13 protein-coding genes are annotated in these 14,363 nt (G+C 65.1%); 7 read left to right on the forward strand and 6 right to left on the reverse strand.

The window, feature by feature from the left end; genetic code table 11:
• The first annotated feature begins 33 nt into the window (after positions 1 to 33).
• The 3 genes from QRN45_RS09750 (at position 34) to QRN45_RS09760 (ending at position 2,728) form a co-directional block, all read left to right on the forward strand.
• Positions 34 to 720, forward strand: coding sequence for a bifunctional 4-hydroxy-2-oxoglutarate aldolase/2-dehydro-3-deoxy-phosphogluconate aldolase (locus QRN45_RS09750; protein WP_284763159.1), 687 nt, complete (start codon positions 34 to 36; stop codon positions 718 to 720).
• The gene (locus tag QRN45_RS09755; protein WP_284763161.1) at positions 717 to 1,667 is read left to right on the forward strand and encodes a sugar kinase; all 951 of its coding nucleotides are present in this window, start codon (positions 717 to 719) and stop codon (positions 1,665 to 1,667) included. Before QRN45_RS09750 ends, QRN45_RS09755 begins: the two co-directional genes overlap by 4 nt.
• 62 nt (positions 1,668 to 1,729) lie before the next feature.
• Complete coding sequence (locus QRN45_RS09760) at positions 1,730 to 2,728, forward strand: DUF4862 family protein (RefSeq protein ID WP_284763162.1); 999 nt, start codon at positions 1,730 to 1,732, stop codon at positions 2,726 to 2,728.
• Between the two features lie 72 nt (positions 2,729 to 2,800).
• On the opposite strand, the gene QRN45_RS09765 is transcribed toward QRN45_RS09760, so the two are convergent.
• Genes QRN45_RS09765 through QRN45_RS09790 form a run of 6 tightly spaced genes read right to left on the reverse strand, consistent with a single transcriptional unit; the run spans position 2,801 to position 10,356 of the window.
• Complete coding sequence (locus QRN45_RS09765) at positions 2,801 to 2,950, reverse strand: hypothetical protein (protein ID WP_284763163.1); 150 nt, start codon at positions 2,948 to 2,950, stop codon at positions 2,801 to 2,803.
• Between the two features lie 46 nt (positions 2,951 to 2,996).
• Positions 2,997 to 4,256 carry a M20 family metallo-hydrolase gene (locus tag QRN45_RS09770; RefSeq protein ID WP_284763165.1) on the reverse strand — a complete coding sequence of 420 codons (1,260 nt, stop codon included), beginning with the start codon at positions 4,254 to 4,256 and terminating at the stop codon, positions 2,997 to 2,999.
• Between the two features lie 26 nt (positions 4,257 to 4,282).
• Positions 4,283 to 5,977, reverse strand: a complete 1,695-nt coding sequence (locus QRN45_RS09775; protein WP_284763166.1) for an amidohydrolase — start codon at positions 5,975 to 5,977, stop codon at positions 4,283 to 4,285.
• Positions 5,978 to 5,986: 9 nt separating this feature from the next.
• Positions 5,987 to 7,393, reverse strand: a complete 1,407-nt coding sequence (locus QRN45_RS09780) for a gamma-aminobutyraldehyde dehydrogenase (RefSeq protein ID WP_284763167.1) — start codon at positions 7,391 to 7,393, stop codon at positions 5,987 to 5,989.
• A gap of 12 nt (positions 7,394 to 7,405) precedes the next feature.
• The gene (locus QRN45_RS09785; RefSeq protein WP_284763168.1) at positions 7,406 to 9,022 is read right to left on the reverse strand and encodes a thiamine pyrophosphate-dependent enzyme; all 1,617 of its coding nucleotides are present in this window, start codon (positions 9,020 to 9,022) and stop codon (positions 7,406 to 7,408) included.
• Positions 9,019 to 10,356, reverse strand: coding sequence for an MFS transporter (locus QRN45_RS09790; RefSeq protein WP_284763169.1), 1,338 nt, complete (start codon positions 10,354 to 10,356; stop codon positions 9,019 to 9,021). The genes QRN45_RS09785 and QRN45_RS09790 overlap by 4 nt, the downstream gene beginning before the upstream one ends.
• A 152-nt stretch (positions 10,357 to 10,508) precedes the next feature.
• Between QRN45_RS09790 and QRN45_RS09795 the strand changes: the two genes are divergently transcribed.
• The 4 genes from QRN45_RS09795 (at position 10,509) to QRN45_RS09810 (ending at position 14,341) form a co-directional block, all read left to right on the forward strand.
• Positions 10,509 to 11,726: an RsbRD N-terminal domain-containing protein gene (locus tag QRN45_RS09795; protein ID WP_284763170.1), complete on the forward strand. Its 1,218-nt coding sequence runs from the start codon at positions 10,509 to 10,511 to the stop codon at positions 11,724 to 11,726.
• Between the two features lie 157 nt (positions 11,727 to 11,883).
• The gene (locus QRN45_RS09800) at positions 11,884 to 13,242 is read left to right on the forward strand and encodes an MFS transporter (protein ID WP_284763171.1); all 1,359 of its coding nucleotides are present in this window, start codon (positions 11,884 to 11,886) and stop codon (positions 13,240 to 13,242) included.
• Positions 13,239 to 13,664 carry a RidA family protein gene (locus QRN45_RS09805; RefSeq protein WP_284763173.1) on the forward strand — a complete coding sequence of 142 codons (426 nt, stop codon included), beginning with the start codon at positions 13,239 to 13,241 and terminating at the stop codon, positions 13,662 to 13,664. Before QRN45_RS09800 ends, QRN45_RS09805 begins: the two co-directional genes overlap by 4 nt.
• Complete coding sequence (locus QRN45_RS09810) at positions 13,661 to 14,341, forward strand: RraA family protein (protein WP_284763175.1); 681 nt, start codon at positions 13,661 to 13,663, stop codon at positions 14,339 to 14,341. Before QRN45_RS09805 ends, QRN45_RS09810 begins: the two co-directional genes overlap by 4 nt.
• Positions 14,342 to 14,363 lie beyond the last annotated feature (22 nt).

Here is a 14,363-nt window from a genome sequence, read left to right on the forward strand (position 1 = left end):
TCACCATCGCACATCTGACCAGAAGGAAATTCAATGCAGCGCCTCGATGACCAGGGCACTCTTCTCCGCCCGGCCCCATCAGCGATCCTCAGCGCAACCCGGGTTGTGGCCGTCCTCCGTGCCAGCCATGCTTCCGAGTACGCCCCGATCATCGAGGCCCTCCAGCTGGGCGGGGTACGGAGCATCGAACTGACCTTGAGCACGCCAGGTGTATGGGACGAACTTCCCCGCCTTCAGGAAAGGTTCGGCGACGCCTTGGAAGTCGGCGTCGGAACCGTCACCACGGCCGCCGAAGCAGAAACTGCCCTGGACCTCGGCGCGGCCTACATCGTCACTCCCGTCACCAATCCGGACATTATTTCCGCCTGCGTCCGCCGCAGCACACCCGTTTACCCAGGCGGCCTTACCCCCACCGAACTCCATGCCGGCTGGACATTGGGCGCCACAGCCGTCAAGGTGTTCCCCGCCTCCACCGTGGGTCCCGGCTATGTCTCACAGCTGCGCGGGCCCTTCCCTGACATCCAGGTCATCCCTTCCGGCGGCGTGGACATCGACGACGTCCCCGCCTGGATCCGGGCAGGAGCACTTGCGGTCAGCCTGGGCGGCCCACTGCTGGGTGATGCTTTCAAAGGCGGCGACCTCCAGGAACTCAAGGGCCGCGCGCGGCGCGTCCGCGACCTGGTGGACCAGACAGCAGCCCAGCTCGGAGCAGCCCGATGAACGACGCCCCATACGTACTCACCTTCGGCGAAACCATGGCGCTGATGCGCACGGACCAGGTGGGGCCTCTCGCCCACGCATCCACATTGAGCCTGGGCATCGGCGGCTCGGAATCAAATGTCGCCATCGGGCTCCAACGGCTCGGCGTACAGGCTGTCTGGTGCGGACGCGTGGGAGCTGACTCGGTGGGCACCTTGGTGGAGCGGGAGATCCGCGCCGAAGGCGTTGACGTCCGGGCCGCCGTCGACCCTTTCGCCCCTACCGGGCTAATGATCAAGGAACGCCGGACGCCCGCCACCCAACGCGTCAGCTACTACCGGTCCGGCAGCGCCGGATCCAGGATCACGCCGGAGGACATCAACGAACAACTGGTGTCCGGAGCTGCCTTGCTGCACGTCACCGGTATTACACCCGCGCTTTCGACGCAGGCGGAATCAACCCTCAGGTATGCGGTGGACGCGGCGCGTGCCCACGGCGTGACCGTCTCCTTTGACCTGAACTACCGCGGAAACCTGTGGTCACCGGAAGCTGCACGAAGTGTCTACCGGGACATCATCCCGCTCGCCGACATCGTGTTCGCGGGCGACGATGAAGCCGCGATCGCGGTCGGCGCGGGCGACCCGGAGGAGCTCGCCCGGCGCATCTCTGCGCTCGGTCCAAACCAGGCCGTCATAAAGCTCGGCGCGGACGGCTCGGTGGCCCTCATCGAGGGCACAATATTCCGCCAAGCGGCAGTAGCCGTCGACACCGTGGACACAGTTGGCGCCGGCGACGCATTCGTCGCCGGATACCTGGCTGAACTCGTGGCAGGTCGGGAACCACAGGACAGGCTCATTACCGCCACGACAACCGGCGCATTTGCTTGCCTCGTTCCTGGTGACTGGGAAGGCCTCCCCCGCCGACACGAGCTTCCGATGCTGCAGACACGCGAGCCCGTCAGCCGCTAACGGCCACAAACCCATGGAGACCATGATGCCTTTGACAAGCCCGGAAAGAACTCCCTACTTCATTGGCGCCTACGCCGCGGCACCCAAGCCTGACGGGATGGGATCCCGTCGCTGAAGGAAATTTCCTGGCTTCCGTGTTTGCCCTGGACGGTGTGGCCGGCCTGGAAATTCCCTTCTCGGGGAAGCTGCACAAAGAGGATGAAGCCTGGTTCCTGCGACAGCTCCCGGAAGATGCGTGCTTCGTGGTGACGACGATCCCCGGGACCATGGCCAGGGTGCAGGCCGACCAGAGCTTCGGCCTCGCTTCAACGTCCGCCTCCGGCCGGAGGTCGGCGCTGGATTTTGTCCAGGATGCGCTGGAGTCGGTGAAGCGCCTGAACGGGCAGTTGGGGAGGCCCGCCGTCGTCGCCCTCGAGCTGCATGCTGCCCCGGTAGCCGCCAAAGATGCCGCGTCGGCTGCCGCGCTTGAAGCCTCGCTGACCGAACTGGCTGGCCGGGACACGGCCGGTGCCCGCCTCGTCCTGGAACACTGCGACGCCCTGATATCAGGCCAAGCCCCCGCCAAAGGCTTCCTTCCCCTTGAAGCGGAGGCAGAGGCTGTGCAGCGGGCAGGTGACGCCACAGGTCATCCTTTCGGCATGGTGGTCAACTGGGGGCGGTCGGTCATCGAGCAGCGGCGACCAGAGGCCGGGCACGAACACATAACCTACCTTCGTGAACGTGGACTTCTGGGCGGGGTAGTACTTTCCGGGTGCTCGAGCATTGACACGAGGTATGGTCCTGCCTGGGCTGATGTCCACGTACCGCCCGCCCCGCCAGAATCAGCCCGGTCCGGGGCTTCCGACCCGACCATCCGTTCAGATGAACTCCTTGAGCCTGGCTCGCTACTGACCATTGGGCGGATAGAAGAGTGCCTGCGAGCTGCCGGACCCCTGTCCGAAACCGGGTTCCGGGCGATCAAGGTGGCAGCGCCGCCCAATGCCAGCGTGGAACAGCGCGTCATGGCCATTGCCCAGACGCTAACGGTCGCGCAGCAGCCTTCCCGGAACCTACAAACCTGACCCTGCTGACAGAAAACGCCTGAGGCCGGCCGTGTTCAGGTCAGCGGGAAGCCCGTACACCCTTTTCCACCATTACAGAGACTCCGGCACCGCACTGCGCTTCGCCACCCGTGTGCCGAGGAACTCCCAGTTCTCACCGGTCGTCAGGTCCAGGCGCTCGGCGCCGAAAGCCTCTTCCCAGCGGTGTGGGACGAGCTCCCGCCACTTTTCGCGGACGGTCACCGCAGAGCACCGCGGAGGGGAGAACGCGGTGCGCCCGGTCTCGGCCCTAGTCCTCCAACACGCCATCACAGAGGCGTCTCACTACTTCGGTGAGCATCGCCAGGCCTGCCACGATGTCCTCGTCCTTGGTGTATTCGTGCTCGTTGTGGGAGATGCCGTCCACGCTGGGAACAAAGAGCATCACGGTGGGAACGATGTCCTTCATGTTGGTGGAGTCGTGCCCGGCCAGGGTCATGACTTCCTTGTTGGACAGCCCCAGGTCGGCGGCAACCTTGGCGGCGAGTTCTACGCCCTCGGATTGGTAAGGAGTGACCGGCCACGAGTGCGAGTGGTGCTGTTCCACGGAAACGTTGGCCAGCGCCTCGATTTCCGCGATGCGTTCGTGCAGCAGGGCATCGGCCTGGGCGAGGACGGATTCGTCGGCACTTCGCAGGTCCAGCAGCAAGTTGACCCTGGACGGCACCACAACGGGCGAATTCGGGTAGACGTTCAGCTGTCCCACCGAGGTGTGCAGCACTCCTGGGAAGCGGTTGGCGATCTCGCGGGCGGCAACCACCAGCATCGAGGCTCCCAAAAGGGCGTCCTTGCGGTCCGCGATGACGGTGGAGCCAGTGTGTGCCTGCTCGCCGTGGACCACGAACTCGTACTTGTTGGCTGCCCAGTTGGACGACACCAGGCCGATCGTAATGCCTTCCCGTTCCATGCTTCGACCCTGTTCGATGTGGATCTCCGCGCAGTATGCCGCCTTGGGTCCGTCGAATGAACCGCGGCAAGCGATGGCGTCCAGGGCATCCTGCACGGAAATCCCCGCGGCATCCGTGGTGGCCAACGCCGCCGCGAGCGGGAGCTTTCCGGTGTACACGGAAGACCCCATCATGGAGGGCTTGAAGCGGCTGCCTTCCTCGTTGAACCAGTTCACGACGGCGATGTTGAACTTCGGTGCCTCAGCTCCGGGCGCGTTCCACTGCTCAACCAGCCGGAATGCGGCGTGCGCGGCGGCCAGGACACCGTATGCGCCGTCGTAACGTCCCGCCGTCGGCTGGGAATCCATGTGCGAGCCAACCACAACATAGGGAGCTCCGGGCACGGCCTCATAGAGACCCCACTGGTTGCCGACGCTGTCGAAGCGGACGGTGAGGCCGCGGGCTTCCAGCAAGCCGGTGAGCCAGTGCCGCTGCTCGCCGTCGGGATGGCTGGCGGCCTGCCGGTCCACCCCGCCGTTCGCGGTGGACCCGAACGCGCTCATGGTCTGGAAGTCCCGGACAAATGCGGTGTCCTGGGCGGTAAAGCTGGTGGTGGACGTCATTGGTTCCCCTATGAACTGTGCTGAATCTATGAATTGTGTTGAAGTGCGGTCAAAGTGTTGTGGGTGAAGCGTCCCCCGACGACGGTGGCCAGGACGTCCAGCTCCGCGATTCTGCCGGCGCGAAGCGGCGAGCCTGACAGGACGGTGAAGTCGGCAAGTTTGCCCGGAGCCAGGGAGCCCTTCACGGCCGACGTTCCCGTGGCGGCGGCCGCTCCCGTGGTGTAGGCGGCTAGTGCCTCGTACGGAGTGAGCCGTTCTGACGGGTTGCCGAACACTGCGCCGGAGGAGGTTTTCCGGTCCACGAAGGCTTGCATGCCGCGCAGAACGTTTCCGTCCGCGACGGGACGGTCGGAGCTTCCGGCCAGCGTCACTCCTGCGGACAGGAACGACGACGCGCGATAGGCCCAGGGCAGTCGCTCCGGACCGAGCGACGCGGCCATGCCGTCGCCGCCGTCGTGGAAGAAGCTGGACTGAGGAGTCACTGCGATCCCGGCCGCGGCGAGCCGCCCGAGCTGTTCCGGCCTGGTCATGGAGGCGTGCTCTATCCGGTTCGGCATGGTGCGCGGGCCGTACGTGGCGTCGCAATCCGCAAGGATGTCGATCGCGAGATCAACAGCCCGGTCTCCGATGGCATGCGCCGCAATCGACCATCCGGCAGCGTAGGCAGCCTCGATCCGTTCCCGCAGGAGGGCGGGTTCGGCTTGGAAGTAGCCCCTGTTGCCGCTGTTGTCCTTCTGCCCGTGGCTGCAGAATTCACGGCTGACCGCGGCGGTTTCGCCGAGGAGCGAGCCGTCCAGGAAGACTTTGGCTGGGCCCAGGGAGAGGTATTCGTCGCCGAATCCGCTGGTCATGCCCAAATCCAGGCCCGCGGGACCGTGACCGGAACCGTCGTCGCCATGGCCGTCAAGCCGGTGCAATACGTCCAGCACGGGCATGACCTGGGCGCGTGCATGGAGCTTGCCGTTGGCGGCCGCCCGCTGATATGCCGCGAATTCCACCGGGCTATGGCCGATCCAGCCGCCGCCCACGCCCGCCTCGGTGAAGCTCGTGATGCCTTCGGAGGCGTAGTGCCGCGTGGCCCGCTCCAACGCCGCCTCGATCTGATTGATCGAATACGGCAGGATCAACTGCTGGATCAGTGCCTGCGCCGTTTCCTGAACGAGTCCCGTGGGCCTCCCCCCGGAGTCGCGGACGATCACGCCGCCGTCGGGATCTGCGTACGACGGCGACTCGGCACCTGCCAGCCTCAGCGCGGCTGTGTTGACCACTGCCATGTGCCCGGAGTTGTGCCGCATGAAAAGCGGCCGCTCGCCCGTGATGCGGTCAAGTTCCCGGATGTCCGGGAACTCGCCGCCGTGCCGCTGCTGGCTGAAGCCCGTGGCCATGAGCCAGGACGCCGCCTTGACGCCAGCGTCGGGGTCGGTGCCGGAAGCCGGGCCGGCAGCTTCCAACAGTCCGTACAACTCCTCCAGCCCCCGCGCCTTGGACACATCCAGCTCGGCCAGTCCCAGCCCGAACCACGTGGTGTGGCAGTGGGCGTCGATGAAGCCGGGCGTGACGGTGGCGCCCCCGAGGTCGAGGATCTCTGCGGCGGCAAGGCCGTCAAGGTCTTCATCGAGTCCCACCACGAGGCCGTTCCAGATACCCAGCGTGCGGGCGCTGGGACGGTCCGGGTCCATGGTGATGATGTCCGCGTTGCGCAGCAGCAGCTCGAGTTTCATACCAGTGGCCTAGCGGTGCGAGGTGGTGACGGACTTGATCCGGGTGTAGTCCTCCAGCCCGAAGACGGAGAGGTCCTTGCCCGTGCCGGAGTGCTTGAAACCACCATGCGGCGCCTCGGCCGGAATGACCTGATGGCAATTGATCCACACCGCGCCAAAGTCGAGCTCATTGGACACGCGGGTGACCACTCCGTGGTTTTCGGACCAAACGCTGGAGGCCAGCGCGTATTTGGTTCCGTTGGCCAGCTCAAGCGCTTCTTCCTCGGTGGTGAAAGGCTGGACTGTGACCACGGGGCCGAAGATCTCGTCGCACACCACCTCATCAGTCTGGAAGACGCCGTCGATCACTGTCGGTTCGAAGTAGTACCCCGCGCCGGTGCGCTTGCCGCCCGACAGCACGGTGGCGTTTGCCGGAAGCCGGGTCATGAAGCCTTCCACGCGCTCAAGCTGCGCGGCGCTGTTCAGCGGCCCGAGGTCCGAGGCGTCATCCCCGAGTGTCAGCGCGGCGGCCGCAGTGCCGAGGGCTTTGGCGAACTCGGCGTGAATGTCCGCGTGAACGAGCACCCTGGTCACGGCGGTGCAGTCCTGGCCCGCGTTGAAGAATGCGCTCAGGGCAATTTCCTGCGCTGTGCGGGAGATATCCACGTCGGCGAAAACGATCGCCGGCGCCTTTCCGCCTAGCTCCAAGTGGACATCCTTCAGCGTCTTGGACGCAGCGGACATGACCTGGGCGCCCGCCCGGGTGGAACCGGTGATCGACACCATCTCGGGGATCTCGTGGTCCACCATCGCAGCACCGGCTTCACGGCCTCCGCAGACGATGTTCACGACGCCGGCCGGGTACACCTGCTGGGCCAGCTCGCCCAGGATCACGGTGGACCAAGGGGTGGTGTCCGCGGGCTTCAAAACCAGGGTGTTTCCCGCCGCCAGCGCCGGCCCGATCTTCCAGATGGCCATCATGAACGGGTAGTTCCACGGAGTAATCTGGGCGACCACACCGAGCGGTTCGCGTCGGACTGTGGACGTGAAGCCCTGCACGTACTCTGTGGACGCGGTGCCGGACACCACGCGGCAAGCTCCGGCGAAGAAGCGCAATTGGTCGGCGCCGCGCAGGATCTCCAGTTCGCGGGTCACGGCCCGCGGCTTTCCCGTGCACGCCACCTCGGCGTCCAGGAGCCGGTCCACGTTGGCTTCGATGAGGTCCGCGAGCTGCAACAGCAGCGCCTGGCGCTCGCCCGGCGTCGTGCGCTTGTAGCTCTTGAAAGCCGCGGCAGCGGACTGGAAGGCGAGGTCGACGGCGGCTGCGTCACTATCCGGGGCGGTTCCGATCTGGATACCTGTCCTGGGATCGAAGAAGGGCAGGCTCGCCGGGGCGTCCACCGCTTGGCCGTTGATGATGTTCTTGAGCGTGATCACGTGGGGCTCCAGTCAGTTGCTCTTGGGGGAACGGGTGGTGGGGTCCTGCGGGAGGTGAAGCACGGCCGGGAGGCCGGAATCGACGGCACGGCGGAACGCGGCTGCGAAGTCGTCCGCCCTGTCCACGCGCTCGCCGTAGCCGCCGTAGGAGCGGGCCAGGGCCGCGAAGTCCGGATTGGTCATGTGCGTGCCGGACGGGCGTCCCGGGTAGTGGGCTTCCTGGTGCTCGCGGATGGTGGCGAAGATGCCGTTGTCCACCACCAGCACGACGAACTGCGCGCCGTGGCCCATCGCCGTCGCGATTTCCTGGCCGTTCATCATGAAGCAGCCGTCGCCGGCCACCGAGATGACCTGTCGGCCAGGGTAGGCCAGGGATGCGGCAACGGCGGCCGGGATTCCCATGCCCATGGCTCCGTTGCGGGGAGCGGCCAGGGAGTTGGCGCTGTTGTGCTTCAGGTAGCGGGCAGGCCACAGGGCGTGGTTTCCCGCGCCGAAGGTGAGGACGGCGTCGTCGTCCATCTCCTGCTTGAGGATCTCCATCACGACGCCGAGATCCACTGCCGAGCCTCCGTCAGGTTGGGCCGATGAGAACTTGAGGTAATTTGCCCGGGCATCCTGGAACCAGCCTGCTGCGGGCCGCACGGCCGAGTCCGTGTCCGCGATGGCCAGGGAGAACGCCGAGACGTCGACGGTCATGTGCTGGTCCACCCGGCCGAAGTGACCGAGGAGGTCAGGATCCGGGTTGATCACTACCGTGGCGGCATTGAGGCCGCGGGTGTAACCGTCGGAGAGGACGTCGCCGCGGACGCAGCCGAGGAAAACGAGCAGGTCGGCGTCGTCAAGAAGCGCCGCAGTGGCGTCACTGCGGCCGTAGCCCAGGAAACCGGCGTAGGACTCGCTGCTGTGCGGGACGGCGTCGTAGGCGCGGAAATCGGCCACGACCGGGACGCTGTGGCGTGCCGCCCAGGCGGCCAGCGCGTCCCCGGATTCCTGGGTCCAACCCTCGCCGCCCACCACGATGAGCGGCTTGGCGGCTCCGGCGAGACGCGTTTCCAGTTCGGCCAAGGCCGCAGCTGAGGGACCGGGACGGGCGACCCTGCGCGGCTCGACGGTGCCTTCATCAATAGTGTGCACCAGCACGTCCTCGGGGAGCCCGATCACGACTGGCCCGGGGCGTCCGCTGAGCGACGTGAAGATCGCGTCGTCCACCAGACGGGCGGCGGAAGCGGCGTCGTCGAGAGTCACGACTTTCTTGGCGGTGCTGCCGAACCAGGCGTTGATGTCGAATTCCTGGAAGGATTCGCGGCCACGGTCAGCCACGGGGATGAGGCCCACGAACAGGATCATGGGTGTGGCGTCCTGGTGCGCCGTATGGATGGCGATGAAGGCGTTGGCGGCGCCGGGGCCGCGCGTCACCATGGCGACGCCGGGGAGTTCCGTGAGGCGGCCTTCGGCCAGCGCCATGAACCCTGCTCCGCCTTCATGGCGGGTCACGATGGTCTCGATCGAGGAGTCGTGGAGGCCGTCCAGGACGTCCAGGTAGCTCTCGCCGGGGACGCCGTAGACCCGCTTGATGCCTGCGCGTTCAAGCTGCTCGACGATGAGGTGGCCTGCTGTAGTGGTGCTCAATGCTTCATTCCTTCTTCTTTGATGCTCAAGCCGGGCAGGAAGATGCCGGACAGAGCGGTCAGTACGGAAACAATCAGGAGAATGATGGCGCCCGGCCAATACGAGTTGCCATTGGCGGCCACCAGCGCCGTAGCGATCAGCGGCACAAAACCGGAGATGACGCCTGCGGTATTGGAAGTGATGGCGACGCCGGTGTAGCAGACCCTGGTGTCGAACAGTGCCGTCAGTGCCGTGCCCGAGACGGCATACGGGATGGACAGGACGGCAACCCCGATCATCATTCCGGCGACAACCAGGACGGGGTTGCGGCTGTCAATGGCAAGGAAGACAGGGACCGCAATGATGGCCGAGGCCACGCCACCCCACAAGATGACTTTGCTGGCACCGAACTTTTCGCCCATTCTGCCAGCCCAGACCAAAGCCCCGATTTCGAGTGCGGCCGCGAGGAGTGTGCCCAGGAGAAGCAGCTCGGACGGCAGTTTCAGGACCTTGGTGCCGTAGAAGACCACGAAGCTGGTGATGAGGTAGAAGCCGCCGATGCCGAGCAGTGCCGAGCACATGCCCACCAGAATTTGGCGCCAGCTGTTGCTCAGCACGCCGCGGATGGGGGCATGCTCGGTCTCGCCGGATTCCATGAGGGCCTCGAATTCAGGCGACTCGCTGAGCCTGCTGCGGATCCACATGGAGATGGCCAGGAGCGGGATTGCTGCAATGAACGGGATGCGCCAGCCCCACGCGTCGAAGTTGCTCTGACCCACCAGGAAGAGCATGCCGAAGAAGCCTCCCGAGGACAGGATGGTCCCGATCGGAGAGCCGATCTGAGGCAGCGCCGCGTAGCGGGCCCGCTTGGCAACCGGGGCGTTTTCGACGGCGATGATCACCGCGCCACTCCATTCGCCACCGACGGCGAGCCCCTGGACGATCCGCAGGGCCACTAGGAGGATGGGGGCTGCCAGGCCAATCGTCATGTAGTTCGGCAGCAAGCCGATCAGGCCGGTGACGACGCCGATTCCGACGATGGTGACCATGAGGATCTTCTTGCGGCCTACTTTGTCGCCGAGGGCGCCGAAGATGAATCCACCGATAGGACGGGCTACGAACCCGACGGCGAGCGTGGCGAAAGAGCCCATCGCCGCCACGAATGGATCCTGCGAGACGAAGAATTGGGCGTTGAACACCAATGCTGCCGCCGTGGTGAAGAGGAAGAAGTCATACCACTCCAATGCGGTGCCTACGAGGGCGGCGAGGGCGACCTTCCTGGTAACCCTCTCGTCGACTGTGCGGGGCGTCCCGGGGGTCAGATCCGTGGGGGCGCTGCCTGCGCTGCTGGCCATGATTACTCCAAAAGATTCGAACGATGCCGTGAAAACCGGGGAACCGCCGGTTGTGATTGGCCTCACGCGGCAGTGACTACTTCCATAGTGCCAGTAGATCCACCCAAAAAAACTAGCTCTGCGCCACGGAAAATCGGTCGTAGAATGTGTGAATGCACAATGGAGAGAATGCCGGCGACACCGCGCGATGGGGAGAGCTGGTGGAAGGGCTGCACGGGCGGCTGGAGGAACTCGTCGAGCTCTTCGTGACGCGTGTCCAGGAGATCCCCGAATATGCCGACAACAGGGTGAGCTCGCCGGAATTGCGGAGCACAGCACGTGAAACTTTCCGGCGCCTTATCGACGGACTGCGGGACGAGAGGTTCCGCCATTCGAACTCCCACGGCAGCCAGGATTCGCTGGCGCGTTTCGCCTCGGAACTGGGTGCCAAACGGGCGCGTGCCGGCATTTCGCCAGAGGCCCTGATTTCAGCCGTACGCCTGGATTTCAGCATTCTCTGGGCAGATCTCCGGCAAATCGCCGATGCGGAGGACGCCGTGCTCCTGACGTCCCGTGTGGACCAGGTGTGGCGGGTGGTGGATGAGTTTGCCACCCAAACCCATTCCAGCTATTCGAGCGAGCGGGTCCGCATGGCCCAGGAGGAATCAAACATCCGCCGGGAGTTCATCGCCCGGCTGTTCAGCAAGTCCGAGCTATCGGCAGACACCATCAGCCAGGCCGCGGCGGCCCTGGTCACGGACCCGGAAGCAAGGTTCTCCATCGTGGCAGCGAGTGGGGACGCAGCATCGAAACTGCGGACGGTTGCCACCCAAGGGGGCTGGCTCCAACCGTCCCAACGGCTCTACGTCCACGAATTCGGCGGCAGCACCTACGTCTTCTGGGCGTTGCCCCGAGCCCATGGCACCGGATCCGGCGGCGCAGCCCAGCAAGACGAAGGACCGGCCTACATTCCAGCTGCCATCACCGGAATACCTTGCGGTTATGTCGAGGGATTTTCGGGCCTGCGCGCCCTGCCGTCCGCAGCCCGGACGGCAGAGCGCCTCGCTTTGCTGCTCCACCCGGCGGACCGAGGTCCATTGACCGCCGCGGCAGCGTGGGCCCGGCTCGCCAAGCAGCAACTCCAGGACGCGGGCCTGGACCTTTGGGCCGATCTTGAGTCCGCCCTCTCGGAGTGCCGCGACGGCGAGCGCGAGCGGCTGACCGAGACGGTGCGCAATTTCCTCCATACGGGCAACATCACCACCACGGCGCAGGAATTGTTTTGCCACCGGAACACCATCCTCAACCGGCTCAACCGCTTCCAGGAGCTCACGGGCATCGATCTGGCCGTGCCGGCGCAAGCGGCCAGGCTGGTGGTGGCCTGGGCCTGAGGCTGGGCCTGGAAACGGCGGAAGGCGGCCGTTGTGTGAACACACACTTTCTGCCGTTTTTTGATGGAAATTCCACCATTGAACTGTGGTACGCAACACAGGATAGTTATCTGCATCCTCACCCGGGCACTCGCCCCATACTCATCTGGAGCTTCTCATGGCCCAAACGGCAGATACCGCCTCCGCGTCCGCAGCCAGGCTTGACCTGGCCAAGATGCGCAAAATTGCCCTCGCCAGCGTCATCGGCACCACCGTCGAGTGGTACGACCTGTTCGTGTTCGGAACAGCGTCCGCCTTGGTCTTCAACAAGATCTTCTTCCCCAGCTTCGACCCGATTGTCGGCACCATGCTGGCCTTCGGCACCTTCGCGTCCGCCTACATTGCCCGCATGGTGGGCGCCATCATCTTCGGCCACTTCGGTGACCGGCTCGGCCGCAAATCCATGCTCCTGATCTCCCTGCTCACCATGGGAGCGGCAACTTTCGCCATCGGCTTGCTGCCTGACTACAACAGCATCGGCATCATGGCGCCGCTGTTGCTGCTCTTGCTACGCGTCATCCAAGGCCTGGCCTTGGGCGGCGAATGGGGCGGCGCGGTACTCATGACCGTTGAGCATGCTCCTTCCGCGCGCCGTGGCTTCTACGGCTCCCTCGTCCAGGTAGGTGTTCCCGCAGGCACCCTGGTCGCCAACGTCGCGTTCCTGATCGTCGCTTCCACCGTCAGCTCGGACGCGCTGCTCAGCTGGGGTTGGCGCATCCCCTTCCTCGCATCCTGCCTCCTCGTGGCTGTCGGCATCTACATCCGCCTCCACATCGAGGAAACCCCATCGTTCCAGGCCGTCAAGACCGCTGGTGCCAAGGCAAAAATGCCCTTTGCCACCCTCATGGCCAAGTACTGGAAGCAAGTTGTCCTCGGCGGCATCGCCACCCTCTCTACCGGCAGCACCTTCACCCTGTTGGTTGCCTCCGGTGTTTCCTACGGCAAGAAAGACCTCGGTCACTCGGAGAGCCTCATGCTCTGGGTTGTCCTGGCAGCCTGCGCACTGTGCTTTGTGCTCATCCCCTTCTTCGGAAAGCTCTCGGACAAGTACGGCCGCAAGCCCATCATCTATGCCGGAGTGGCAGCTGAGGCTCTGTTCGCTTTCCCCATGTTCTGGCTCATGGACACCAAATCCGTCCCCCTTCTGTTTGTCGCATACCTCGGAATGATGACGGCTTTCGCTGCCAACTACGGACCGATCGCCACATTCCTGGCCGAACTCTTCGGCTCCACGGTCCGCTACTCCGGATTGTCCGTGGCCTACATGCTCTCGGGCCTCCTCGGCAGCGCCGCTACCCCGTTTATCACCACCTGGCTCCTGGGCATGACGCACCAGAGCTCCTCGATTGCTTGGTACATCACGGCCGCGGCAGTGATGTCCTTGGCGGCATTGTTCGTCCTGACCGAAACCCGTCACGGCAACATCGACGCCGTCGACGAGGCCCCCGTGCATGCTGTGGAAGCGGCTGCGAAATGAGCGATTCCCTACCGACTAACGCGGCCGGGATCACCACGCATCCGGCCAGCGTCACCCGGCTCGCCGAGATTCCTGGCCAGGCGGCCGCCGTCGGGCCCTTCTCCCACGCGGTCATCGCCAACGGTTTCGTGTTCACTTCCGGCCAGATCCCGGCCATCACGGGCCTGGATGACCAAGCGGAGAGCTTCGAAGGGCAGGTCCGGCAGACCATCGAAAACCTGCGTACGGTACTGGAAGCAGCGGGTTCCAGCCTGGCGCACGTGGTCAAGGTCAACACGTACTTGACCAGCAAGGACCAACTCGAGGAGTACAACCGCGTCTACACGGAGTACTTCGGCCCGGCGATGCCCGCGCGCACTTCGGTGTGCGTGAGCCTCTGGGGAGTCTCCCTCGAGATTGAATGCGTAGCGGTGCTCTCATGAGCCAGGCTTCCACGGCGGAGCTTCTGTCCTCGGCAGGCCTTTTGGCGCGGCTTGCCGAGGTCAGCTACCCCACGATCGGTCACTTCCTCGAGAACGGATTTGTCGATCCGGCCATCCAATCGCTACTGGAACACTCGCTGACGGAGGACGGGATCGACGCCGTCAAGATTGCCGGCCCGGCCGTCACCGTCCGGATCGTCGACAACGACGCCATCGCCATGAGCCGCGCGCTGCTTGCCCTGACTCCCGGCAGCGTTCTGGTGGTGGACATGTCCGGCGACCACCGGCATGCGCCGGTGGGAGCCGTCACGGTCGCCGCGGCGAAAGCGCAAGGCGCCGCAGGCGTCGTCGTGGATGGTGTGGCGACCGATCTGCTGGAACTGCGGCAGACGGCGCTCCCCGTCTTTGCCCGCGGTACCTCGTCCCTCACCACGAAGCGCGTCTACGGCACCGGCTCGGCCGTGAACGAATCGGTCCAGTGCGGCGGCGTCACAGTCAATCCCGGTGACTTCGTGCTCGCGGACAGCAATGGTGTTCTGGTGCTGAGCGGGGAGGCGGCCAGCGCCGTCGTGGACCTGGCCGCAGCCTCGGATGCTGCCGAACCGGCAATCCTGGCGCGCATCGCCGCCGGCGAGTCACTCGATACGATCCTCGCCCTTGAGGATACGGTCCGGTGAGGCCCTTAACTCGATCCTGGTC

The sequence above is a fragment of the Arthrobacter sp. efr-133-R2A-63 genome, assembly GCF_030209795.1.
GTDB lineage: Bacteria > Actinomycetota > Actinomycetes > Actinomycetales > Micrococcaceae > Arthrobacter > Arthrobacter bambusae_A.